The 22120-nt window shown below is 71.0% G+C and carries 24 protein-coding genes and 1 pseudogene; 8 read left to right on the plus strand and 17 right to left on the minus strand.

Annotated elements, in window-relative coordinates; translation table 11 throughout:
- Window positions 1-67: 67 nt before the first annotated feature.
- Together fbaA and KBX63_RS20000 are read right to left on the minus strand one after the other, a co-directional pair.
- Window positions 68-1093 carry a class II fructose-bisphosphate aldolase gene (fbaA, locus tag KBX63_RS19995; protein WP_210912890.1) on the minus strand — a complete coding sequence of 342 codons (1026 nt, stop codon included), beginning with the start codon at window positions 1091-1093 and terminating at the stop codon, window positions 68-70.
- Window positions 1094-1254: 161 nt separating this feature from the next.
- Window positions 1255-1638: a phage holin family protein gene (locus tag KBX63_RS20000; RefSeq protein WP_210912892.1), complete on the minus strand. Its 384-nt coding sequence runs from the start codon at window positions 1636-1638 to the stop codon at window positions 1255-1257.
- A gap of 124 nt (window positions 1639-1762) precedes the next feature.
- On the opposite strand from KBX63_RS20000, the gene KBX63_RS20005 reads away from it, so the two are divergent.
- Window positions 1763-1975 (plus strand): hypothetical protein, encoded by a 213-nt coding sequence (locus tag KBX63_RS20005; RefSeq protein ID WP_124819040.1) that lies wholly within the window; start codon window positions 1763-1765, stop codon window positions 1973-1975.
- 148 nt (window positions 1976-2123) lie between these two features.
- Entirely contained in the window at window positions 2124-3689 is a 1566-nt protein-coding gene (locus KBX63_RS20010) for an LPXTG cell wall anchor domain-containing protein (RefSeq protein WP_210912894.1), read from the plus strand.
- Here KBX63_RS20010 and KBX63_RS20015 read toward each other — a convergent pair.
- From KBX63_RS20015 to KBX63_RS35325, 3 genes and pseudogenes are all read right to left on the minus strand, one after another.
- Window positions 3621-4094, minus strand: a complete 474-nt coding sequence (locus tag KBX63_RS20015; protein WP_210913102.1) for a hypothetical protein — start codon at window positions 4092-4094, stop codon at window positions 3621-3623. The two genes, KBX63_RS20010 and KBX63_RS20015, sit on opposite strands and share 69 nt — an antisense overlap.
- Window positions 4095-4132: 38 nt before the next feature.
- Window positions 4133-4192, minus strand: a pseudogene (locus KBX63_RS36765) (hypothetical protein); the annotation flags it as partial.
- 8 nt (window positions 4193-4200) lie between these two features.
- Window positions 4201-4947, minus strand: a complete 747-nt coding sequence (locus KBX63_RS35325) for a sigma factor (RefSeq protein WP_307871770.1) — start codon at window positions 4945-4947, stop codon at window positions 4201-4203.
- Between the two features lie 179 nt (window positions 4948-5126).
- Between KBX63_RS35325 and KBX63_RS20025 the strand changes: the two genes are divergently transcribed.
- Together KBX63_RS20025 and KBX63_RS20030 are read left to right on the plus strand one after the other, a co-directional pair.
- Window positions 5127-6689, plus strand: coding sequence for an LPXTG cell wall anchor domain-containing protein (locus tag KBX63_RS20025; protein WP_210912896.1), 1563 nt, complete (start codon window positions 5127-5129; stop codon window positions 6687-6689).
- Window positions 6690-6811: 122 nt separating this feature from the next.
- Window positions 6812-7633: a DedA family protein gene (locus tag KBX63_RS20030; RefSeq protein WP_210912898.1), complete on the plus strand. Its 822-nt coding sequence runs from the start codon at window positions 6812-6814 to the stop codon at window positions 7631-7633.
- 170 nt (window positions 7634-7803) lie between these two features.
- On the opposite strand, the gene KBX63_RS20035 is transcribed toward KBX63_RS20030, so the two are convergent.
- The 9 genes from KBX63_RS20035 to KBX63_RS20075 form a co-directional block, all read right to left on the minus strand.
- Window positions 7804-8181, minus strand: a complete 378-nt coding sequence (locus KBX63_RS20035; RefSeq protein ID WP_007454255.1) for a helix-turn-helix transcriptional regulator — start codon at window positions 8179-8181, stop codon at window positions 7804-7806.
- 57 nt (window positions 8182-8238) lie between these two features.
- Window positions 8239-8778 (minus strand): orotate phosphoribosyltransferase, encoded by a 540-nt coding sequence (gene pyrE / locus KBX63_RS20040; RefSeq protein WP_121656549.1) that lies wholly within the window; start codon window positions 8776-8778, stop codon window positions 8239-8241.
- Between the two features lie 169 nt (window positions 8779-8947).
- Complete coding sequence (locus KBX63_RS20045) at window positions 8948-9757, minus strand: SDR family oxidoreductase (RefSeq protein WP_210912899.1); 810 nt, start codon at window positions 9755-9757, stop codon at window positions 8948-8950.
- 9 nt (window positions 9758-9766) lie between these two features.
- The gene (locus KBX63_RS20050) at window positions 9767-10432 is read right to left on the minus strand and encodes a hypothetical protein (RefSeq protein ID WP_210912901.1); all 666 of its coding nucleotides are present in this window, start codon (window positions 10430-10432) and stop codon (window positions 9767-9769) included.
- A 72-nt stretch (window positions 10433-10504) separates the two neighbouring features.
- Window positions 10505-11320 carry a hypothetical protein gene (locus KBX63_RS20055; protein WP_210912903.1) on the minus strand — a complete coding sequence of 272 codons (816 nt, stop codon included), beginning with the start codon at window positions 11318-11320 and terminating at the stop codon, window positions 10505-10507.
- A 93-nt stretch (window positions 11321-11413) separates the two neighbouring features.
- The gene (locus tag KBX63_RS20060; RefSeq protein ID WP_210912905.1) at window positions 11414-12034 is read right to left on the minus strand and encodes a DUF4178 domain-containing protein; all 621 of its coding nucleotides are present in this window, start codon (window positions 12032-12034) and stop codon (window positions 11414-11416) included.
- Window positions 12035-12198: 164 nt separating this feature from the next.
- Window positions 12199-12579: a hypothetical protein gene (locus KBX63_RS20065; protein WP_210912908.1), complete on the minus strand. Its 381-nt coding sequence runs from the start codon at window positions 12577-12579 to the stop codon at window positions 12199-12201.
- Between the two features lie 115 nt (window positions 12580-12694).
- On the minus strand, window positions 12695-15286 hold the full coding sequence (gene clpB, locus KBX63_RS20070; protein ID WP_210912909.1) for an ATP-dependent chaperone ClpB: 2592 nt from the start codon (window positions 15284-15286) through the stop codon (window positions 12695-12697).
- Window positions 15287-15372: 86 nt separating this feature from the next.
- Window positions 15373-16026 carry a TetR/AcrR family transcriptional regulator gene (locus KBX63_RS20075; RefSeq protein ID WP_210912911.1) on the minus strand — a complete coding sequence of 218 codons (654 nt, stop codon included), beginning with the start codon at window positions 16024-16026 and terminating at the stop codon, window positions 15373-15375.
- A gap of 85 nt (window positions 16027-16111) precedes the next feature.
- On the opposite strand from KBX63_RS20075, the gene KBX63_RS20080 reads away from it, so the two are divergent.
- The 4 genes from KBX63_RS20080 to KBX63_RS20095 all read left to right on the plus strand — a co-directional run bounded on the left by KBX63_RS20080 (window position 16112) and on the right by KBX63_RS20095 (window position 19850).
- On the plus strand, window positions 16112-17248 hold the full coding sequence (locus tag KBX63_RS20080) for an epoxide hydrolase family protein (protein WP_210912913.1): 1137 nt from the start codon (window positions 16112-16114) through the stop codon (window positions 17246-17248).
- A 246-nt stretch (window positions 17249-17494) separates the two neighbouring features.
- Window positions 17495-17995 carry a cation:proton antiporter regulatory subunit gene (locus KBX63_RS20085; RefSeq protein WP_210912914.1) on the plus strand — a complete coding sequence of 167 codons (501 nt, stop codon included), beginning with the start codon at window positions 17495-17497 and terminating at the stop codon, window positions 17993-17995.
- Between the two features lie 5 nt (window positions 17996-18000).
- On the plus strand, window positions 18001-19206 hold the full coding sequence (locus KBX63_RS20090) for a cation:proton antiporter (protein WP_210912915.1): 1206 nt from the start codon (window positions 18001-18003) through the stop codon (window positions 19204-19206).
- 212 nt (window positions 19207-19418) lie between these two features.
- The gene (locus KBX63_RS20095) at window positions 19419-19850 is read left to right on the plus strand and encodes a hypothetical protein (protein ID WP_074315768.1); all 432 of its coding nucleotides are present in this window, start codon (window positions 19419-19421) and stop codon (window positions 19848-19850) included.
- Window positions 19851-20101: 251 nt separating this feature from the next.
- Here the strand turns inward: KBX63_RS20095 and KBX63_RS20100 are convergent, their stop codons facing one another.
- The 3 genes from KBX63_RS20100 to dnaJ all read right to left on the minus strand — a co-directional run bounded on the left by KBX63_RS20100 (window position 20102) and on the right by dnaJ (window position 22086).
- On the minus strand, window positions 20102-20296 hold the full coding sequence (locus KBX63_RS20100) for a hypothetical protein (protein ID WP_210912916.1): 195 nt from the start codon (window positions 20294-20296) through the stop codon (window positions 20102-20104).
- A gap of 134 nt (window positions 20297-20430) precedes the next feature.
- Entirely contained in the window at window positions 20431-20871 is a 441-nt protein-coding gene (locus KBX63_RS20105) for a heat shock protein transcriptional repressor HspR (protein WP_210912917.1), read from the minus strand.
- Window positions 20872-20901: 30 nt separating this feature from the next.
- Window positions 20902-22086, minus strand: coding sequence for a molecular chaperone DnaJ (gene dnaJ / locus KBX63_RS20110; RefSeq protein ID WP_210912918.1), 1185 nt, complete (start codon window positions 22084-22086; stop codon window positions 20902-20904).
- Window positions 22087-22120 lie beyond the last annotated feature (34 nt).

Raw genomic sequence — 22120 nt, forward strand, 5'->3', positions numbered from 1 at the left:
AGGGCCGTCGCGTGGAGACGGCGACGGCCGGCTCCCCCGAGGAGAGCCGGCCGTCGGTGTGACGTCGTTACTTGGACATGGTGGTGCCGGTGGAGCGCAGGTGCTCGCACGCCTCGACGACCCGGGCGGCCAGGCCAGCCTCGGCGGCCTTCCCCCAGGTACGCGGGTCGTACTGCTTCTTGTTGCCGACCTCACCGTCGATCTTCAGCACGCCGTCGTAGTTGCGGAGCATGTGGTCGGCGACGGGCCGGGTGAAGGCGTACTGAGTGTCGGTGTCGATGTTCATCTTCACCACGCCGTAGTCCAGCGCCTCGCGGATCTCGCTCAGCAGGGAGCCCGAGCCGCCGTGGAAGACCAGGCTGAGCGGCTTGTCCTTGCCGTACTTCGCGCCGACCGCGTCCTGGATCTGCTTGAGGATCTCCGGCCGGAGCTTGACGTTGCCCGGCTTGTAGACGCCGTGCACGTTGCCGAAGGTCAGCGCCGCCATGTAGCGGCCCTTCTCGCCGAGGCCGAGCGCCTCGACCATGGCCAGGCCATCCTCGACGGTGGTGTAGAGCTTGTCGTTGATGGCGTTCTCGACGCCGTCCTCCTCACCACCGACGACGCCGACCTCGATCTCAAGGACGATCTTGCCCTTGGCGGCCTCGTCGAGCAGCTGGGAGGCGATCTGCAGGTTCTCCGCCACCGGCACGGCCGAGCCGTCCCACATGTGCGACTGGTACAGCGGCTGCTCGCCGCGCTTCACCCGCTCCTGCGAGATGCCCATCAGCGGCCGGACGAAGCCGTCCAGCTTGTCCTTCGGGCAGTGGTCGGTGTGCAGCGCGATGTTGACCGGGTACTTCTTGGCGACCTCGTGGGCGTACGCGGCGAACGCCGCCGCGCCGGTGACCATGTCCTTGATCGAGGGGCCGGAGAGGTACTCGGCGCCACCGGTGGAGACCTGGATGATGCCGTCGCTCTCCGCGTCGGCGAAGCCCTTGAGCGCCGCGTTCAGCGTCTGGGAGGAGGTCACGTTGATCGCGGGGTACGCGTACCGGCCAGCCTTGGCGCGGTCCAGCATCTCCGCGTAAGCCTCGGGGGAAGCGATGGGCATGTCAAACGCTCCTTACTTACCACTCTCGGCCGTGCTGGCCGCTGTTGTTCACGGGTGCGCCGGACCGCGCTGTCCTCCGCCCGGCAGTATCCCGCAAGTGAGGTGCGCCGGAACAACCGACCCGACCCTGGCCCACCGGTCGGGCCGCGGCGGGGAGCCGGTCACCGGTTGTCCAGGCGGTCCGGCACGATGACGCTGATCAGCCAGGTGACGATGGTCATCACGATGGCTCCCCAGAACGCCGCCCAGAAACCGTCCACCTGGAACGGCAGGTCGAGCCCGCGGGCGATCCGGTCGGTGAGCAGGAACAGCAGCGCGTTGACCACCAGCGCGAACAGGCCCAGGGTCAGCAGGTAGAACACGCAGCCGACCACCTTGATCACCGGTTTGAGCACCGCGTTGATCACGCCGAAGATCAGCGCGACCACGATCAGCGTGAGCACGGTGTTGCCACCCGTGCGGCCGTGCACGTCGACCCCGGGCACGATCAGCGTGGTCACCCACAACGCGACCGCGGTGATCGCCAGCCGGATGAGGAAGCCCACGGCACCATCCTGGCACCGGGTCGCGTCGCCGAGGGCTGATTCCGCCTACTCCGCTTCCGGGCGGTGCGACGGCCCAACCCGTACGGTGGGTGGGAACCGTGCCCCGAGACCCCCGGGAGGGATGATGGGTCAGCCCGACGAGGACTTCACCCCCGGCGATCACCTCGCGCCCAACGAACGCGACCCCGAGGCGGACCCGGCCGACGCGGTCGAGCAGGCCACGGTCGCCGGCCCGGCCGACGTCGACAGTGAGCCGCACCGCGGCCTGGAGGTCGATGACTGGGACGCGATGGAGCAGGCCCGGGTGGTCACCGGGGACGAGGACGACTACCGCTGACTCCGTCGCAGGGTCGGCTGCCCGTTGCGACAGAGGTGTCAAGCCGTTCGGATCACTAGACAAATATCGATCCGAAAGGGGTTACCGGGGGAGTCGGGGCCTCCCTAGGTTGGACGAGCGCCACCTGTACCCCCACGGGAGGACCCCCATGCTCAAGCACTCGCTCCGCTGGCTGACCGGGCTCGGCGCCGCAGGCGCGTTGATCGCCGCCTCCGCCACCCCCGCCGTCGCCGCACCCACGATCGAGCCCTACTTCCAGGACGCCACGCTGGCCATCGGCGCGACGCCAACCAGCCGAGCCCTGTTCCTGTACGCCGACGAGCCGACGGTCCTCAGCGACGTCTCCGTGCGGTACGACTACCGCTCCCTGGCCACCAAGGTCACTGTGACTCCTGCCGACGGCCAGAAGTGCACCGCGCCGGAGCCGGGCGTTCTCGTCTGCACGGAGCCCGCCGATGTCGCCCTGTACGAGATGGCGCCGCCCGGCAGCGGGATCTACCGCAACGCGGCAAAGCAGGTGCGCATCGCCGTCACCGACGATGCGCAGCTCGGCGACTCGGGCGACGTAGCGGTCAGCTTCCAGGCGGCCGGCGGACGGCGCGGCAGCTACACCTCCCGGGTCCGGGTCGGCGAGGGGGTCGACCTGGCCGGCGGGCCGTTCACCAGCCTCTCCGCCAAGCCGGGTGGGAAGTTCACGGTGCCGCTGGTCGTGGCAAACGCCGGCGACAAGACCGTCACCGGATTCGTCGCGGTCTTCGACCTCGCCTACTCGATCCGAACCAAGGACCGGTTCAGCAACTGCCGCTACTCCGACAACCACCTGGTCTCCTGCAACTTCGACGAGGACATCCCGGTGGGCACCGGGCTGGCCACCACGCTGAACCTCGAATTCGTCAAGGACACCTACGCGCCGGCCAACCACTCCGGCTACGCCCAGTTCATGACCACTGCCGACTTCGAGGACCTGACCCGGGTGCGGACGGCCGTGGGCGCACGGGCGGCCACCCCCGGCAGCGGCCCGAAACTGACTCTGGCCGAGGCGCCCGGCAGGGTGCGACAGGCCGACCAGACCGATGTCGGCCCCGGCTGGGACTACACCGGGTGGACCATCAGGGCCACCGGCAAGAACGGCACCGACCTCGCGGCGATCGGCGCCACGCTCAAGGGCACGGCCGGCGCCGTCGTCACGGCGACCGTCGGCTTCCGGAACAACGGCCCGGCGACGCTCGACCGAACGAACGGAGACTTCGAGGCCGCCACCCACACCGACGTCGAGCTACCGCCGGGCACCACCGCCGTCGAGGTCCCCGACAGCTGCTGGTTGCGGCAGGGCACCCGCACGTACCTGTGCGCCTCGGAGATGCTCCTGGTGGCCGGGCAGATCTACACCATGAAGTTCCGGCTGCGCATCGACAAGGTCATCTCCAACGCCCGGGGCGTGGTGCGGGTCAACGCGCCGTGCGAGTGCCCCGCCGGCGGCGGCTTCCAGGACGACATCAAACCGGCCAACGACAAGGCCACCATCGTGGTCAACGCGCCCCAGGGCGGCGGTGGCCAAGGCGATGGCGATGGTGATGGTGGCGGCGGCGGCGGTTCGCTGCCGATCACCGGAGCCCCCACCAACCTGATCGCCGGCATCGGCGCCCTACTGCTCGTCACCGGTGTGGGCGGCTACCTGCTCGCCCGATGCCGGAGCACCCGCTTCGTCGCCTGATTGGGGAACTCCGGGCCCTGCTTCGGGTCCAGCGGCAGCCGCGAAGCGTTGCCTACCTGGGGGGCCGACCGGCAGGCTGAGCCCCACCGGGTCGACGCTCTTCATCTCGGGTAGCACCGCCACCAGCCTGGTCAGCGGCAGGCCGTCGTCGTCGACCGCCAGACCCTTGCCGGCGGCCGACAGCAGCGCGGTGAGCCGTACCGGATTGGTCAGCACATCCTGCGCGACCGCCCGCCGGACCAGCCCGGCGACGTAGCGCTGGGCGTCGCGGTCCCGGTCCAACGTGCCATCGGGCAGGTACCGCCGTTGCCGCAGCAGGTCGACGGAGGCAGCCCCGTCGAGCCGCTGACAGCCGGCCGGGAAGGTCCGGCGGGTGTGCCAGGACGAACCTCCTTCGGTAGACACACCTCCACCCCGTCGACCGCCTCGCTGATCCGGCGCAGACCGGCGAAGGTCAGCACCGCGCCAGCGTCGACGCGTACCCCGGTCAGGTCGGCGACCACCCGGCGGGTCAGGTCGTAGCCGGCGTCAGGGTGGGCCGGGGCTCGCCGGCACCGCTGTAGAACGCGCTGTTGAGCTTCTCGACCCCCCGGCCGGGGATCGAGACCTCCAGGTCGCGCGGCAACGAGATGAGGTACGGCCGGCTCCGGTCTGCCGGGATGTGCACCAGCAGGACGGAGTCCGCCAACCGGTACGACGGTTGCTCGCCGAAGCCGTCCACCCCGAGCAGCAGGACGTTCAGCGCCCCGAACTGCGCGCCAGCCGGTTGACCGGACAACGACGGGCCCTCCGCCGGCCGATCGGGGCGCAGCTGCGGCACCCCGACTCCGAGCGCGCCGAGCAGGGCGAGCGTGACGCCAGCGGCCTGGAACCGCTGCCTGCGGCGACGGCGGACAGCGCAGCACCAGCGTGGCCCGCTGCCGACGCGGCAGCCGGGACAGCCAGGACCAGATCTGGTCCCGGGTCCACGGCGGACTGGGCGTGGTCGACGGGTGCCGGTACCGCCTCGTCGGGTTCCCCGCGCAGCAGCACCCGGCGCATCCAGGAGCCGCGCCGCCAGTCGACGTACTGGTTGGTGGGGCATCCGGCGCACGTAGCGCTCGGGTGAGTCCGCCCGGGCGATCCGCCGCCAGTTGAGCTGGACCCGGACCATCGTCTCCTGCACCAGATCCTGCGCCTGGTGCGGATCGCCGGTGAGCATCAGCGCGTACCGCAGCAGCGGGGCCAGCCGCGTGTCCGCGAACTCCTCGTACGTCACTGCACCTCCCGGGGCTTCTGCCTCAGATGACGGAAGCGGGGCGACCGAACATTGCGGTGGCGCTGATCAACCTTTCGGCTGGTCTTGGCATCCGCGCGGCGGTCGGGGCGGCGGCCAACCTTAGCGATTCCTTAGGATCCGCAGGCTCCACCTGAATCCCCCACTGGAGGAACCTCTTCATGCTCACCCACTCCACCCGGCGCTGGCTCGCCGGACTGGGCGTAGCAGGCGCGCTCGTCGCCGCCTCCGCCAGCCCGGCCGCAGCAGCTCCGGCGGCCGAGTTCGACCTTTATTTTGAGGACGTCACCGTCGCCGCCGGCTCGGCCGGCGTCGTCCGGGGAGCGGCCGTGTTCGGCTCCGAGCCGGCCGTCCTCAACGAGGTCACCGTCCGCTACGACTACCGTTCACTGGCTGGCAAGATCACCTTGGCCGGTGACACCGGCAACGACTGTTCCGCCGACGGCGACGCGGTGTTGATCTGCACCGAGCACTCCCCGTTCGTAGTCGACGAGACTTTCGGCGGCTTCCCGGGGCAGGTCGTTATCGCCCCGACCGACAAGGCAGCCACGGGGGACGCTGGTGAGCTGAAGGTCAGCCTCCGGGCTGGCGGTAAAGAGCTTGCTGGCTACACCTCCCAGGTCCGGATCGCCGAAGGCGTGGACCTCGCGGGTGGCCCCGACATCGAGGTGAAGGCGGCGCCCGGTGGCGCGTTCAAAGCCCCGTTGACGGTCCACAACGTCGGCACGACCGAGGTCGACGGCTTGGTGGCGCTCTTCGACAGCGACTACGGCATCCGTACCAAGGAGCGGTTCGACAACTGCTACTACGAAGATGACTACCTGTTCGCCTGCGAATTCGCCGAGAAGATCCCGGCGGGCGAGGGAAGATTCGCGACCTTCAACTACGAGCTCGCCAAGGACACCTACGCACCGGGTAGGCAGGAGAGCAACGTCCGGTGGATGGTCCCGGGAGACTTCGAAGCATTCAACGGCGTGCGCGAGAAGGCCGGCGTCGCGGCGACGCGCCGAGGCACTGGCAAGACCCTGGCACTGACCGCGGCGCCGGGCAAGCGCGGTGCTCGCGCCCTCCAGGTGGATGTCGACCCGTCCAACAACTGGAGCGCGGTAAATGTGCAGGTCACCGGCAAGAACGGGGCCGACCTGGAGGCCGTCGGCGCCACGCTCACCGGCAAGAAGGGCGCGGTGCTGACCGCCCCGCTCGGCTTTCGTAACAACGGCCCGGCGACGCTGGACCATTTCCGCAGTGGCTCCGACGTGACCTTCGTCGACGTGACGGTTCCGAAGGGCACCACCGCCGTCGAGGTGCCGGTCGAGTGCGCCCCGCGTACCGGCAACGACGCCGAGTGGGACGAGGCGGGCACCCCAGGTGCCGCCGCGTACCGCTGCTACCCGGGTCCGTTCGCCCCGGCCGGCGAGGAGCTGACCGGCGAGTTCAAGTTCCGGATCGACAAGGTCATCGCCAACGCCACCGGCACGGTCAAGGTCAACGTGCCATGCGAGTGCGAGGGCGGCTTCTACGAGGACCTGAAGCCGACCAACGACACCGCCAAGATCCTGGTGAACGCGGCCAGCGGTCAGGGTGGCGGGGAGGGCGACGGTGGCGGGCTGCCCGTCACCGGTCAGTCCACCGGCCTGATCGCCGGCATCGGCGCGCTGCTGCTCGCCGCGGGCGCCGGCGGCTACCTGGTGGCCAAGCGCCGCCGGACCCGCTTCGTCGCCTGATCCACCCGCACCACCGGTGCCCCGTCGACCAGTCGGTCGGCGGGGCACCGTCCGTTGGCCCCGCGCATGGGTGGTTGGGGCCCGGTCCGGCGCGGCACGGACCGCGGGCTTCGGTACCCTTTGTGGCCGTGGACACAGCTGAGAAGACCCGCGCTCTCACGGAGAGCGTCGCCCTGAACCCGCTCGATCCTAAGGAGCTGTTGCAGACCTTCGGGCTGATCGGCGTCTGGGTGATCCTCTTCGCCGAGACCGGCCTGCTGGTGGGCTTCTTCTTCCCTGGCGACTCGCTGCTGTTCCTGGCCGGGGTGGCCGCCTCGCCCGTGGCGGATGCCATCTTCGGCGACGGCACCCGGCTCTCCCTGACCGGCCTGCTGATCGGCGGCCCGATCTGCGCGATCGTCGGCGCCCAGCTGGGGCACTGGCTCGGCGCGCGGTACGGCCGGCGGATGTTCGAGCGGCCCAACTCCCGGCTCTTCAAGAAGGAGTACGTGGAGAAGGCGGAGTACTACTTCCAGAAGTTCGGCCCGGCGAAGGCCGTGGTGCTGGCCCGCTTCATCCCGATCGTCCGGACCTTCCTCAACCCGGTCGCCGGCGCGCTCGGCATGCCGGCCCGGCAGTTCCTGCTCTGGAACGTCGTCGGCGCGATCCTCTGGGTGGACGGCATCCTGCTGATCGGCTACCTGCTGGCGGAGCAGATCTACCAGGCCATCGGGGACAAGATCGACCACTACATCCTGCCGGTGGTGGCCCTGATCATCGTGATCTCGGTGCTACCGATCTTCTTCGAGTTCCTCCGCGACCGGCGGGCCCGCAAGCGTGGCGAGGCCGTCGCGGTGGTTGCGGCTGCCAGCGCCGTCGGTGCCGTCGAAGCGGTCCGCGAGAAGTTCGACCACGACGAGCACCCGCACGGCCGCCAGCGCCCGGAGCACGGCCAGGAGCGCTGAACCTCGGGTACGACGACGGCCGGCCCCCTGGTGAGGGGGTCGGCCGTCGGCATGTCGGACCCGGCCTCCGGCGGTGCAGCCGGGGACGAGCAGGCGTCACCGAGCGGTGGCGCCACCCCTGGCTCGCCACCGAACACCATCCCGGCGCGGGACGGTGTGCAGCGCCTGCTTCAGCGGGCCTTCTTGGTGGCCCGCTTGCGCGGCGGGGTCAGCAGGTCGGCGATCGTCGCGATCGCACTCGGGACCAGCCGGTAGTACGCCCAGACACCGCGCTTCTCCCGCTCCAGCAAGCCGGCCTCGGTGAGGATACGCAAATGGTGACTGACCGTCGGCTGAGAGAGGCCGAGCGGCGCCGTCAGGTCACAGACGCACGCCTCGCCCTCAGGGGCCGACTGGATCAGGCTGAGCAGCCGCAACCGAGCGGGATCGGCAAGGGCCTTGAGGACCCCCGCGAGACGCTCGGCATCGGCACGTTCGATCGGCTCACCGGCAAGCGGCGAGATCTGAGGCATAGTCATTTCGGCCAACGCAGTTCCCACGTATTCCATCCTTCCACCAGCAGCATCGATCCGCCTGCATATCAGCAGATCCGAATCGGCAAACTTTTACGCCACAAGGCCGAGGTCAGCCAACGTATAGGCCGCCCGGTACGGCAATCCGGCGGCTCGCACCGCGTCGCCGGCACCTCGATCAACAATAACCGCCACGCCCACGACTTCGGCCCCGGCCTCACGAAGCGCCTCGACCGCGGTCAACACACTTCCGCCTGTCGTGGACGTATCCTCCACCGCCAACACTCGGCGGCCGACCACCTCCGGTCCCTCGATCCGCCGTTGTAGACCGTGGGCTTTACCCGCCTTGCGCACCACAAAAGCGTCCAGGGCCCGACCGGTCGGAGCAGCGGCGTGCAGCATCGAGAGCGCGACGGGGTCCGCGCCCAGGGTGAGCCCGCCGACGGCGTCGTACTCCCAATCGGCGGTGAGGTCGAGCAGCACCCGGCCGACCAACGGAGCGGCCTGGTGATGGAGCGTGACGCGACGCAGATCGACGTACCAGTCTGCCTCCCGCCCCGAGGAGAGCACGACCCGTCCGTGGACCACAGCCAGGTCGGTAATGAATTTACGCAGGTCGTCGTGGTCCCCCATGGCGATAGAGGTTACTGCGCAAGTCTGAACGCCGTGTGTGGGGTCCACCCTGATCAGCCCCGTGGGGGACAGATGGTTGGCGATGTTCGACTACGCTCAGCAATCGGCCCGGTTGCGGCGAGCCAACGTGCCGGCACTGGTGCCGGGAGGCCGGGCGGCCGGTGGAGGCTCAGCGCTCGTCGCGTCCGATCCTGCCGCGGGTGTCGCGGGCGACCGCCTGGAGCAGCCTGCGCGGCGCGTGCCGCAGGCCGGCGACGGCCACTTTGTACTTCCACGCCGGAATGCTGACCAACTTGCCTTTGCCCAGGTCACGCAAGGCTTCGTCGACCACATCCTCGGCCCGCAGCCACATCCACTCCGGCGTCTTCGACATGTTGATGCCGGCCCGCTGATGGAACTCCGTACGGGTGTAGCCGGGGCAGAGGGCCATCACCCGGACGCCGAACGGGCGTGCCGACTGGCCGACGGACTCGCTGAAATTGGTGACCCACGCCTTGCTGGCCGAGTAGGTCGATCCCGGCATCACCGCGCCGAATCCGGCAACCGAAGAGACATTTATCACTGCCCCATCGCGCCGTTCGGTCATCGGCCGCAGCGCCGCCAGGGTCAGCCGCATGACCGCGTGCACGTTGAGCCGCAGCAGGCGGGCCTCATCCTCCGCAGAGGAGCGCAGGAACGGTTTGTTCAGGCTGATCCCGGCGTTGTTGACCAGCAGGCGCACGGGGCTGCCGCCGGTGAGCCGCTGCTCCACCACGGCGCAGCCGTCGTCGGTGGACAGGTCCGCCGACATCGTCTCCACCTCGCGGCCGTGTCGGGAACCCAGCTCGGCGGCCAGCTCGCTCAACCGGCCCGCGTCCCGGGCGACCAGCACCAGGTGCCAGCCGTCAGCGGCCAGCCGGCGGGTGAACGCGGCGCCGATGCCGGCGGTGGCGCCGGTGATCAGGGCCCGTCGCTCGGCGGTCGCGGGGTCGAGCGTCACGGGCGATCCTCACCTGGGCGGGTACGGGGGCGCGGTCTGCGCCGGCGGGGGCTGGTGCGGGGCGGGCGGGAACCCGGGGGGAGCGGACGGCACGGTCGGCGCTGTCGGGCGGTGCCGACCGAACCAGGCGTTGGCCGCCGGCAGGGCCAGCAGCGTAGCTACCACAAGGTAACCGAGGCCCTGTCCAACGGAAAGCCCCGCGTTGAGCGGGATCCACCACGACGGGTACGCGTCGCCGATCAGGCCCAGCAACTCGGCGGTGGCCCGCTCGCCGGCGCTCAGCCGCAGCGGCGCGGCCCGTTCGCCGACGAGCACCGCCACGCTGCAGCAGCCGGCGAGCAGGCCGAACCCGCACACCACCCAGGTCGCCACCCGGACGCCGGCACGACCGGTCAGCAGCCCGAGGGCCAGGCCGGCGAGCACCGGCGCGGAGAGCGCCGCCACCACCGCCGACACCGCTGCGGACGCGCGCAGCAGGGTCACCACGTCGTCGATCTGCTGCGGACTCGCCGAGGTGTCCCGGGCGGCGGAGCGGAAGGCGTCGACCGTGCGGCCGAGCACCGCCAGGTCGACGACGGTGTACGCGAGCGCGGCGACCGCCATCACCAGCAGCACGGCCGTGGCCAGCAGGACCGCGGCGGGCCGGCGGGCCGGTGCCGATTCCGGGTACGACACGACGAATCCCTCCGGTAGGCGTCGGGTTGCAACCTACTCGGAGGGATCGTCGGCGTCGTGGTTATCGAGCGGTCAACTCGTCGACGGTGGGGTCGGCCCGGGACGGTCGGCCGGCGGCGTGTCGTCCGGTCGGTCCGTGCCGGACGGGCCCGACGAGGACGACGGGCCGGACGGCGGCGGGTAACCCGGCTCCGACCCGGGCGTCTGGCCCGGCGTCGACGGGTAACCCGGCTCGCCGGGGGCCTGCGGGTAACCCGGCTGACCCTGCGCCTGCGGGTAACCCGGGTAGCTGGCGCCCGGGGTCGGCGGCTCCCAACCCGCGGTGGGCTTGCGGAAGAACTCGTTCGCCTTCGGAAGCGCCAGCAGGATCAGCGCCGCGAGCAGCGCGAGCAGGCTGATCACGCCGAGCACGAGGCTGACCGGGGTGATCCAGGAGGGCAGCGCCTCGTCCAGCCGGCGCTGGATCTCCTCACCGCTCGGCATGTCGCCGCCGGTGTCCCCGCCGGTGGTGAAGCTGCCGGCGGCCCCGCTGAGCAGGGTGCCGCCCACACAGCAGACCATGATGCCGCCGATGATCCAGGTGGTGATCCGGGCGCCGTTGCGGCCCTGGTTGTTGAGCAGGGCCAGCACGGCCAGGGTGACCGCGAGCAGCAGCAGGAGGATGCTGCTGCCGAGGCCGAAGGCGAAGAAGAAGTCCGCCACCTGCTCGGCGCCGTCTGCGGAACTGCCCTCGTACGCCTCGCGGAGCACGTCACGGGTCTTGCCAATGGTGGCAAGGGTGAGGATCAGACTGATCACCTGGCACGCCAGGAACAGGAAGAGCAGGTAGCTGGAAATCGTCACGATGGACGGCCGCTGACGGGCCGGCGTGCTCTGGGAATCGACCACGATTCTCCTTCCCTTAAGATCGCGCCCACACCGTATCGACAACTGGCCACTCTGGCATGCCGTGGCGATCCCGGCGCGCCCGTCGGGTCTGGCTCAGCGGTCTTCGGCGGTGGGTCGGATCGTCAGCTCGGTGGGGTCGAGCAGGTCGCCGCGGGCGACCCGCCAACCCTCTTCGCCGTACGCCTCGAAGGAGAGTCGCGCGCCGCCGCCGGACTGGTAGTCGTGGTAGCGCATCGTCCCGGCCGCCGGCAGCCCGGTCTCCCCGACGGCGGTGTAGCGCGCCTGCCCGGTCTCGGCCCACGTGTAGCGCCGCCCGCCGAGTTCGATGGTCGGGGCGCCCGGGGTGACGGTCGCGCCGGGCTCGGCGGTCCAGAGCACCAGCTCCAGGTCGGGGCCGTCCTCCACCGACAACCGGTGGCGGGTGCCGGAGGCGTCGTCGAGCAGGTGCTGCACCCAGCTCCAGTCCCCCTCGACCAGGCGGATCGTGCCGCTCACCGCGTACTCCCGCTCGCGGATCCGCACGCGGTCGCCCGGGGCCAGACGGTGCGGGCCACCGCGCAGCGGCTCTTGCGCGCGGCCGCGCGCCGGCCTTCCGGCGGGCGCCGCGCCGCCGGGCCGGGTCGCGGCCCGCCGCCAGGCCCACACGACGATCACGAACGCGACCACCGCGAGTACGGCCACCGCCGCCACCAGGTACGTCACCGACCCGTCCACCCGACCACCTCCCCAGGTACGTCGGCGCAGACGGTAACAACCGCCGGCACCGGAGCGACTCGCGTCGTGACGGAAAGCTCAGCTACTGAGGGCGGCCGGGGTGTCGCCCGCCGTGTTCGCCAGCACTGTGGACAGATCGAGTGGCCCTCCGATCGGCGGATGGATCATGCTGCGGCGAGTCGTCGGGTGGCGTAGTCGCCGAGGGTGGTGCGCCCCATCACGCAGCCGACGAAGGTGGTGAACTCGGTCGGATCGTCCCGCAGTGACGTCCAGACCGCCCGGGCCGCCGTCGGGTCGATCCGCTCCAGCAGTGTGGCCGCGTACGCCCGGCCTGCGGGTGAGCCTTCGGCCAGCACCCGGTCGAGCTGCCGGCGTACCTCCTCGGGGTGGTCGTCGAGGGCGGCCTCGACCCGGTGGTACGCCTCGGTCACCGGCAGCACCTCGCCCGCGAACCCGACGCCACCGAAGGCGAGCGTGTCAGCGCCAACCAACTCGTCGGCGGCCGCGCCCAGTTCCCGTTCCCACTTCTTCCCGATGCCGAACATGCCCCATCCTTTCCCCGCCCGCCCCACCCCGACCCTGTTGATCATGAAGTTATTGCCACGACTCGCCGAGCCGGGAGGCCATAACTTCATGATCAACGCGGGTGGGGCCGGTGGGTCAGGCCGGGGTTACCGTCAGGGTGTTCGTCGGGGTGGCCAGGTCGACCTTGACGGTGTCGCCGTCGCGGATCGTGCCCGACAGCAGGGCCTTGGCCAACTGGTCGCCGATCGCGGTCTGGACCAGGCGGCGCAGCGGGCGGGCGCCGTAGATCGGGTCGTACCCGTGCTCGGCGAGCCACTGACGGGCGGACTCGGTGATGTCCAGTGCCAATCGGCGGTCGGCAAGACGGTTTCGCATCCGGTCCAGCTGGATGTCCACGATGGAGCGCAGATCGTCGCCGCGCAGCGAGGCGAAGACCACGATGTCGTCCAGCCGGTTGAGGAACTCCGGCTTGAAGTGCGACCGGACCACGGCGAGGACCCCCTCGCGGCGCTGCTCCTCGGCCAGCGTCAGGTCGCTGATCACCGACGACCCGAGGTTGGAGGTGAGGATCAGGATCGCGTTACGGAAGTCCACCGTGCGGCCCTGACCGTCGGTGAGCCGGCCGTCGTCGAGCACCTGGAGCAGCACGTCGAAGACGTCCGGGTGGGCCTTCTCCACCTCGTCCAGCAGGATCACCGAGTACGGCCGGCGGCGCACCGCCTCGGTGAGCTGACCGCCCTCCTCGTAGCCGACGTAGCCGGGCGGGGCACCGACCAGGCGGGCCACCGAGTGCTTCTCGCCGTACTCGCTCATGTCGATGCGGACCATCGCCCGCTCGTCGTCGAAGAGGAACCCGGCGAGCGCCTTGGCCAGCTCGGTCTTGCCGACACCGGTCGGGCCGAGGAAGAGGAAGCTGCCGGTCGGGCGGTCCGGATCGGCGACGCCGGCCCGCGCCCGGCGCACCGCGTCGGCGACCGCGCCGACCGCCTCGGCCTGGCCGACCACCCGGCCGCCCAGCGACTCCTCCATCCGGAGCAGCTTGGCCGTCTCGCCCTCCAGCAGGCGGCCGGCCGGGATGCCGGTCCAGGAGGCGACCACCGCGGCGATGTCGTCCGCGCCGACCTCCTCCTTGAGCATCGCGCCGTCGGCCTGGAGCTGGGCCAGCTCCTCCTCGGCCTGCTTCAGCTCGACCTTGAGCGCGGGGATCCGGCCGTAGCGCAGCTCGGCGGCGCGCTCCAACTCCCCGTCGCGCTCGGCCCGCTCGGCCTCGCCGCCCAGGCGCTCCAGCTCCTCCTTGGCGGTGGAGAGCTTGGTGATGTGGCTCTTCTCCGTCTGCCAGCGCTCGGAGAGCACGGTGAGCTGTTCGCGCTTGTCCGCCAACTCCTTGCGCAGCCGGGCCAGCCGCTCGGCGGAGGCGGCGTCCGGCTCCTTGGCCAGCGCCATCTCCTCGATCTCCAGCCGGCGGACCGCCCGCTCGATCTCGTCCACCTCGACCGGCCGGGAGTCGATCTCCATCCGGAGCCGGGACGCGGACTCGTCGACCAGGTCGATCGACTTGTCCGGCAGGAACCGGTCAGTGATGTAGCGGTCCGACAGCGACGCGGCGGCGACCAGCGCGGCGTCGGTGATCCGGACGCCGTGGTGCACCTCGTAGCGCTCCTTGAGCCCGCGCAGGATGCCGATGGTGTCCTCGATGGTCGGCTCGCCGACCAGCACCGGCTGGAATCGGCGCTCCAGCGCCGGGTCCTTCTCGATGTGCTCGCGGTACTCGTCCAGCGTGGTCGCGCCGACCATCCGCAGCTCACCTCGGGCGAGCATCGGCTTGAGCATGTTGCCGGCGTCCATCGAGCCCTCGCCCTTGCCAGCGCCGACGACGGTGTGCAGCTCGTCGAGGAACGTGATGACCTGCCCGTTGGAGTTCTTGATCTCCTCCAGCACGGACTTCAGCCGCTCCTCGAACTGGCCGCGGTACTGGGCGCCGGCGACCATCGCGCCGAGGTCCAGCGAGACCAGCTTCTTGTCGCGTAGCGACTCGGGCACGTCACCGGCCACGATCCGCTGGGCGAGACCCTCGACGATGGCGGTCTTGCCGACGCCGGGCTCGCCGATCAGCACCGGGTTGTTCTTGGTACGCCGGGAGAGCACCTGGATCACCCGGCGGATCTCCGAGTCCCGGCCGATCACCGGGTCGATCTTGCCGTCGCGAGCGCTGGCGGTCAGGTCGACGCCGTACTTGGCCAGGGCCTGGTAGGTCTGCTCCGGGTCGGCGGTGGTGACCCGCCGGTCCCCACCCCGGACGCTCGGGAAGGCGGCGACCAGGGTCTCCTCGGTGGCACCGACCGACGTCAGCGCGCCGGACACCGCGCCGCCCACCCGGGCCAGGCCGGCGAGCAGGTGCTCGGTGGAGGTGTACTCGTCGCCCAGCGGCCGGGCGATCTGCTCGGCGGCGCCGATGGCGTTGACGAACTCCCGGGCCAGCGTGGGCTCGGCGATGCTGGAGCCCCGCGCCGCCGGCAGGGCGTCGACCGCGCGCTGGGCGGCCCGCCGCATCTCGGCGGGGTCGGCCCCGACGGCGCGCAGCAGGCCGGCGGCGGTCGAGCCGTCGGTGTCCAGCAGTGACAGCAGCAGGTGCCAGGGCTCCACGGTGGCGTGGCCGCGCTGGTTCGCGAGCGCGACGGCACCGGTGATGGTCTCGCGGCTCTTGGTGGTGAGGCGTTCGGTGTTCATGGGCTCCCCCGGATCGGCGTTGTCCATTGGGTTGGACACAACCAGAGTTGAGCGTATTCCGCTCAACCCTAACGTTGTGACGCCTGTCACTCTCGGCGCTGCCACCGCCAGTCGAACTCCCCGGCCGCCGGGGGCGGGCCGGGCAGCGGGTCGGTGTCCGGTGCCGTCGACAGCCCCGCCAGCAGCACCGCGAGCTGCCGGCGACGCAGCTGCCTGGTCCGCTCCGCATCGGGTACGCGCACCGCGGCACACGCCTCCAGCAGCAGCCCCAGGTCCTGCACGACCACGTCCGGGCGCAGCCGCCCGCTGGCACGGGCCCGCTGGAACAGGGCGGTGGCCAGCTCGTTGGCGCGCATCGCGTCCCGGCCCATCTCCTCGGTCGGGGTGAAGGTGCCGGCCAGGTGGACGGTGAGGGAGTGCACGTCGGCGTCGACCACCCGAGCCACGAATCCGGCGAACGCGGCCCAGTCGTCCGGCTCCCCGAGGGCGGCCTCGGCTTCGGCGACGTACCGGCGCAGCCCGTCGTGGCAGAGCTGGCGCAGCAGGTCCTCCTTGCCCGCGTACCGCCGGTAGAGGGCGCTGATGCCGACGCCGGCACGTTCGGCGACCGCGGCGATCGGCGCCTTCGGGTCGTCGAGGAAGACCGCGCGGGCGGCTTCGAGGATCACCTCGTCATTGCGGGCGGCCTGGGCACGGCGGCCGGCCAGCGGCGCGTCCGTCTTTCCGGAGGGGGTCGGCATGCCGCCAGAATAACAGTGGAACGGATCGTTCCGGTCTGCTACTGTCGTAACAGAACGAAGCATTCCGTTCCGAAGGAGTCCTGAGATGACCGGCACCGCGATCCGCCCGTTCCGCGTCGAGATCCCGCAGACCGCCCTCGATGACCTGGCCGCACGGCTGGGCCGCACGGTCTGGCCCGCCGACCTGCCCGGCGCCGGCGACGCCTACGGGATGAGCACCGACCGGGTCCGCACCCTCGCCGACCGGTGGCGGGACGGGTTCGACTGGCGGGCAGTCGAGGCCCGACTGAACGCCCACCCGCAGTTCGTCACCGAGATCGACGGCGAGCAGATCCACTTCCTGCACGTCCGCTCGTCGCGCCCGGACGCCACTCCACTGGTGCTCACCCACGGCTGGCCCGGCTCGGTGCTGGAGTACCTGGACGTGATCGCCCCGCTCACCGAGCCGACCGCACCGGATGCGCCGGCCTTCCACCTGGTCATTCCGTCGCTGCCGGGCTTCGGGTTCAGCGGCCCGACCCGCAGCGCCGGCTGGAACCGGTACCGCACCGCCCGCGCCTGGGCGGAGCTGATGAGCCGACTGGGGTACGACCGCTACGGCGCGGTCGGCAACGACGCCGGCTCGATGGTCGCGCCGGAGTTGGGCCGGATCGACGCGGCGCACGTGCTCGGCGTGCACGTCACCCAACTCTTCTCGTTCCCCTCGGGCGACCCGGCCGAGTTCGCCGGGCTCTCCGAGGCGGACCAGGCGGCGCTCAAGCACCTCCAGTGGTTCTACGAGAACAAGTTCTCCTTCAACCAGGTGCACAGCCAGCAGCCGCAGACCCTGGCGTTCGGGCTGGCCGACTCGCCGGTCGGGCTGCTGGCCTGGAACGCCCAGCTCTTCGACGTGAGCCTGGACGCCGACTTCATCCTGGCCAACGTGGCGCTCTACTGGTTCACCGGCACGGCCGCCTCGGCGATCCGGTTCTACCGGGAGGACGCGCACGCCGGCGACACGCCGGCCGGGCCGACCACCGTGCCGACCGCGCTGGCCATGTTCCCCGGCGACTTCCAGTCGATCCGCCGCTTCGCTGAGCGGGACCACGCGAACATCGTCCGGTGGACGGCGTACGAGGCGGACGTCGACGGTCGCGGCGACGTCGGCGGCCACTACGCCGCTCACCAGGCCACCGACGTGCTGGCCGCCGACATCCGGGAGTTCTTCGCCAGCCTTCGCTGACCATGGCGCGTGCCGGTGCCCACCCCGCTGTGCCGGGGTGGGCATCAGCGCATCGGGGGACGCTGGGCGTTGAAGCAGAGCAAAGGGCGCCCAACAGACCCCCGATCAGGCACCCGAGGCGCACCCGAGGCTAGATCCACGCACGTGCGTCAGCGACAAGTCCTAGATCTTGGAAGGAAAGGGGCCCTGGAGGGGCCGAATTCGACCAAGATCTAGGTCTGGCCCGCTAAGCGGTAGCCTTGGCTGGTGCGAGTACGAGTCGAGCAGATTGCCTTACCCGGGATCGGGGTACGCCACGATCTGGTGACGGAGTCCGGACGCCGCCTGGGCGTGGTCTCCCACCGCAATGGCCGCCGGGATCTCGTCCTCTACGACCCCGACGATCCCGACTCCTGCCAGGCGGACATCCCGCTGACGGACGACGAGGCAGAGGCGCTGGCCGACATCCTCGGCGCGTCGCTGATGCTCGGGCAGCTCTCCGGGCTCCGTGAGCAGGCCGCCGGTCTGCTCACCGAGCAGATCGCCATCACGGCCGGGTCGCGGTACGTCAACCGGAAGCTCGGTGACACCAAGGCGCGTACCCGCACCAGTGCCTCCATCGTGGCGGTGCTGCGCGACGGCGAGGTGATCGTCTCGCCGCTTCCCTCCTTCCGCTTCGCGGCCGGCGACGTGGTGGTCGTCGTCGGGACCCGCAAGGGTCTCGACGGTGTGTCCGCCATCCTCGCCGACAGTGACCCGGACGGCTGAGGCGGATGCACGATTCGACCACACTGCTCGTCGAAGTTGGCGCGCTGCTGCTGCTGCTCGGCGTCCTCGGCCGGCTCAGCCGCCGGGTAGGCCTCTCACCCATCCCCCTCTACCTGCTCGCCGGGCTGGCCTTCGGGCACGGTGGGCTGCTGCCACTCGCCGCCAGCGAGGAGTTCTTCGCGGTCGGCGCCGAGATCGGCGTCATCCTGCTGCTGGTGATGCTCGGCCTGGAGTACTCAGCCAACGAGCTGGTTGGCAACCTCCGCTCGGCGGCCCCGGCCGGGCTGATCGACGGCGTGCTCAACGCACTGCCCGGCGCGGCGTTCGCCCTGCTGCTCGGCTGGGACTGGGTGGCCGCCCTGGTGCTCGGCGGCATCACCTGGGTCTCGTCCTCCGGGGTGATCGCCAAGGTCCTCGCCGACCTGGGCCGGCTCGGTAACCGGGAAACTCCGGTGATCCTCTCGGTCCTGGTGATCGAGGACCTGGCGATGGCGCTCTACCTGCCGCTGGTCACCGCGGTGCTGGCCGGCACCGGCCTGCTCGGCGGCGGCATCGCGCTCGCCGTGGCGGTGGGGACGGTGCTGCTCGTGCTGGTGCTCGCCATCCGGTACGGCCATCTGATCTCGTCCGCCCTCTCGGCGAAGGACCCGGAGGCGCTGCTGCTCGGCGTACTCGGTCTGACCCTGCTGATCGCCGGTCTGGCGGCGAAGCTCCAGGTGTCGGCGGCGGTCGGGGCGTTCCTGGTCGGCATCGCGCTCTCCGGGCCGGTGGCGCACCACGCGACCGAGTTGCTCTCCCCGCTGCGGGACCTGTTCGCCGCGGTGTTCTTCGTCTTCTTCGGGCTGGTCACCGACCCACGGGACATCCCCCCGGTACTGCTGCCGGCGCTCGCGCTGGCCGTGGTCACCATGGCGACGAAGACGCTCACCGGTTACCTCGCGGCTCGCCGCGTCGGCATCGCCGAACCCGGTCGATGGCGGGCCGGCCTGGCACTCGTACCTCGCGGTGAGTTCTCCATCGTCATCGCCGGGCTCGCGGTGGCCGCCGGCAGCGTCGAGCCGCGGTTGGCGGCGCTGGCCACGGCGTACGTCCTGATCACCGTGGTGACCGGCCCGATGCTGGCCCGGCTGCCCGACTTCCCGTGGTTCAAGCGGTGGCTGCGCAACCGCGCGGCGGCCGAGCGGCGGGAGCCCGTTCCGGTCCACGACTGACGCGTCGCCGCCGCCGCCACGACCCCTGATCCGCACGGCAGCGGCGGTGGGCGGCCCGCCCGCCCATCCGGTCGACCCGGTCAGGCCAACGGTTGCTGAATTGCTCCCCACGGGGACTACCGCAGCACCCGACGGCGGGTTACCGTTTCGCCGCAGCAGCCAGGGTCCGCGGGTGGCCAGTGCCAACGCGGGCGAGAGCGGAAGGTTGGCCGGTGAGCGTGCAGGAGTCGACGTTCCACGGCTTCGCCAACCCCGTCGATCCGACTCCGGCGGAGTTGCGAGCTTGGGCGTACCAGCCCGATTCGGTGCCGCTGGCTTCCATGCCACCGGACTGGGACCTTCTGGTCTCCGGTGACCGGCTCGTACTGACGCTCTTCGAGTTGGCGATGGACCCGACGTGCCCGGCCCGCCGCTTCGCGCTGCACTGCCTCTACATCTACGCGGCCGACGGCATCCGGACGAACTTCCGCGCCCACCCCAAGCGCCGCTTCCGAAAGCTGGTCGAGCAGGCCGAGCGCGACGGCGACGAGCTGATGAAGATCTGGGCGCACAACGGCCGCGTGCTGCTGGCCCGGCCGGATCTCTTCGTCTACCGGGACTGGTGCGAAGGCGGCCTGGTCCGCGAGAACCGCCGCCTCGGCTGACGCGGCCTTCCGGGATCGAAGGGTCGCACCGCAGCCCCCTCTGGAGCTGATGTCGCCAACGATTCACGCACTCGGCATCACCCCGACGACGGAGCCGCCGGCGGCGTGATGTCGTAAACGACTCAGCTCCAAAGGGCGAGCGAGGCGAACGGTCGAGACCGCGCCGCCCCCTCAGGCGTCACCACGTCCCGGTCAGGACGGCGAACGGGCCGGGACCCCCCGTGGGTCCCGGCCCGCACGTCGGTCACCGCTCAGTCCTGCTTCCGTCGGGTCTCGGCCCGGGCCTGGTCGACGCCGTGGTCGACCTGGTCCGCGAACCGCCCCTCGGTGATCCGGTCCCGGAAGCTTCCGTCGGTCACCTTGTCGAACTTCTCGCGGACGGCGTCGGCCAGGTCCTCCAACCGGTCCTCCGTCTGCTGGGCCATCTCCTTCGCCGGCTCCGCCATCGCTCCCCCTGCCATGCCGGTAGGTCCGAATTGAGCCGATAGAACCCGTATCGACAGGCTAACCGGAACGGCCCGGCCCGCGCCGAGAAATCCGGTGCGGGCCGGGCCGAAAAGAACGGCACCGGAAGAGCGGGTCAGCGGTCGGGCAGGCGGCGGGGCCGCCAGACCACCAGGGCGGTGGAGGTGCGGTTGGTCGGCACCAGATCACGGCCCGGGAAGCGGGCCAGCGACTCCAGCTCGGCCACCCGGCGGTACGCGGCGTCCAGCTCCGCCTCCAGCCGGGCCACCCGCTGCTGCGCCTGCTCCAGCAGCCGCTCCAGCCCGATGATCCGCTTGACTCCGGCCAGGTTGATCCCGTCGTCCTGGCTGAGCCGCTGCACCTCGCGCAGCAGCACCACGTCACGGACGCTGTAGCGACGCCCACCGCCGGCCGCCCTGCCGGGCTGCACCAGCCCCAGCCGGTCGTACTGCCGCAGGGTCTGTGGGTGCATCCCAGCCATCCGTGCCGCGACCGAGATCATCAGCACCTTGGCCTCGTACGCAGGGTCGCTCGAACCGAGGAACTCGCCCGACATCCCGCTCACCTCCGCGTCCATCCCACCGGACTAACTGAACCGACGCACCCGAGCGTCGAGATGTTCCCTGGACGCCGGCGGGCTCTGCTCGGCGAACGCCTCCAGCGCCGCGCGCGCCTCGTCCGACAATCGGGCCGGCACCACCACGTCCAGCGTGACCAGCAGGTCGCCGGCCTGCCCGTCGCGGCGGACCACACCCTTGCCCCGGGCCCGCAGCACCCGGCCGCTCGGCGTACCGGGCGGGACCCGCAGGGTCACCGCGCCGTCGAGCGTCGGCACCCGCAGGTCCGTGCCGAGCACGGCCTCCGCGAAGGTGACCGGCACGGTCAACGTCAGGTCGTCACCGGTACGCCCGAACAGCTCGTCCGGCCGGACCTTGACGTGCACGAACAGGTCACCGGCCGGGCCGCCGCGCTCACCCGGCTCACCTCGCCCGGCCAGCCGGATCCGCTGACCGTCGGCCACCCCCGCCGGGAAGCGCACGTTCAGCGTGCGGGTCTTGGTGACCCCACCGCTGCCGTGGCACTCGGGGCACTTCTCCTCGACCACCGTGCCGACGCCCTGGCAGGTGCGGCACGGCTCGGAGAAGCTGAACGACCCCTGGTTGCGGGTGGTCACCCCGGCGCCGTGGCAGGCCGGGCAGGTGCGCGGCTGGGTGCCGGGCTTGGCCCCGTTGCCGTGGCACGTGTCGCAGACGCCCGGGGCACGCAACGTCAGCGGCAGCGTCACGCCCCGCACCGCGTCGCCGAAGTCCAGCGCCACCTCGGTCTCCACGTCCCGACCCCGAGCCGGGCCGCGTGGTGCGGCCTGCCCGCCGGCCGACCCGCCGGAGAAGATCGAGCTGAACAGGTCCTGGAAGCCGGCCCCACCGAAGCGACGGTCGCCCCCGGCGCCCCCGCCCCCGAACATGTCGGAGACGTCGAACGGCATGCCGCCCGGCTGGCCGGCGCCCCGGGCGTTGCGCCGGAACGCGCCCGAGCCGAACAGCGAACGCATCTCGTCGTACTCCCGGCGGCGGCCGGTGTCCGACAGTACGTTGTACGCCTCGGAGGCCGCCTTGAACCGCTCCTCGGCCTGCGGGTCACCCGGGTTGTGGTCCGGGTGCGACTCCCGGGCCAGCTTGCGGTACGCCTTCTTGATGTCGTCCGCGGAGGCAGCCTTGTCCACGCCGAGCACGGCGTAGAAGTCCTTTTCGAGCCAGTCCTTCGAACTCACCGGTCCACCCCCTTCCGACCGTCGTGGCCCGGCC

The organism is Micromonospora sp. U21 (assembly GCF_018070045.1).
Classification (GTDB): Bacteria; Actinomycetota; Actinomycetes; order Mycobacteriales; family Micromonosporaceae; genus Micromonospora.

Bases quoted from the DNA above. Each gene is read 5' to 3' on its own strand.
- KBX63_RS20080 (WP_210912913.1), top strand. From the start codon at position 16,112: ATGACCGGCACCGCGATCCGCCCGTTCCGCGTCGAGATCCCGCAGACC.
- KBX63_RS20025 (WP_210912896.1), top strand. From the start codon at position 5,127: ATGCTCACCCACTCCACCCGGCGCTGGCTCGCCGGACTGGGCGTAGCA.
- KBX63_RS20090 (WP_210912915.1), top strand. From the start codon at position 18,001: ATGCACGATTCGACCACACTGCTCGTCGAAGTTGGCGCGCTGCTGCTG.
- KBX63_RS20105 (WP_210912917.1), bottom strand. From the start codon at position 20,871: ATGTCGGGCGAGTTCCTCGGTTCGAGCGACCCTGCGTACGAGGCCAAG.
- fbaA (WP_210912890.1), bottom strand. From the start codon at position 1,093: ATGCCCATCGCTTCCCCCGAGGCTTACGCGGAGATGCTGGACCGCGCC.
- KBX63_RS20075 (WP_210912911.1), bottom strand. From the start codon at position 16,026: ATGCCGACCCCCTCCGGAAAGACGGACGCGCCGCTGGCCGGCCGCCGT.
- pyrE (WP_121656549.1), bottom strand. From the start codon at position 8,778: ATGGGGGACCACGACGACCTGCGTAAATTCATTACCGACCTGGCTGTG.
- KBX63_RS20035 (WP_007454255.1), bottom strand. From the start codon at position 8,181: ATGGAATACGTGGGAACTGCGTTGGCCGAAATGACTATGCCTCAGATC.
- KBX63_RS20010 (WP_210912894.1), top strand. From the start codon at position 2,124: ATGCTCAAGCACTCGCTCCGCTGGCTGACCGGGCTCGGCGCCGCAGGC.
- KBX63_RS20005 (WP_124819040.1), top strand. From the start codon at position 1,763: ATGGGTCAGCCCGACGAGGACTTCACCCCCGGCGATCACCTCGCGCCC.
- KBX63_RS20100 (WP_210912916.1), bottom strand. From the start codon at position 20,296: ATGGCGGAGCCGGCGAAGGAGATGGCCCAGCAGACGGAGGACCGGTTG.
- KBX63_RS20065 (WP_210912908.1), bottom strand. From the start codon at position 12,579: ATGTTCGGCATCGGGAAGAAGTGGGAACGGGAACTGGGCGCGGCCGCC.
- clpB (WP_210912909.1), bottom strand. From the start codon at position 15,286: ATGAACACCGAACGCCTCACCACCAAGAGCCGCGAGACCATCACCGGT.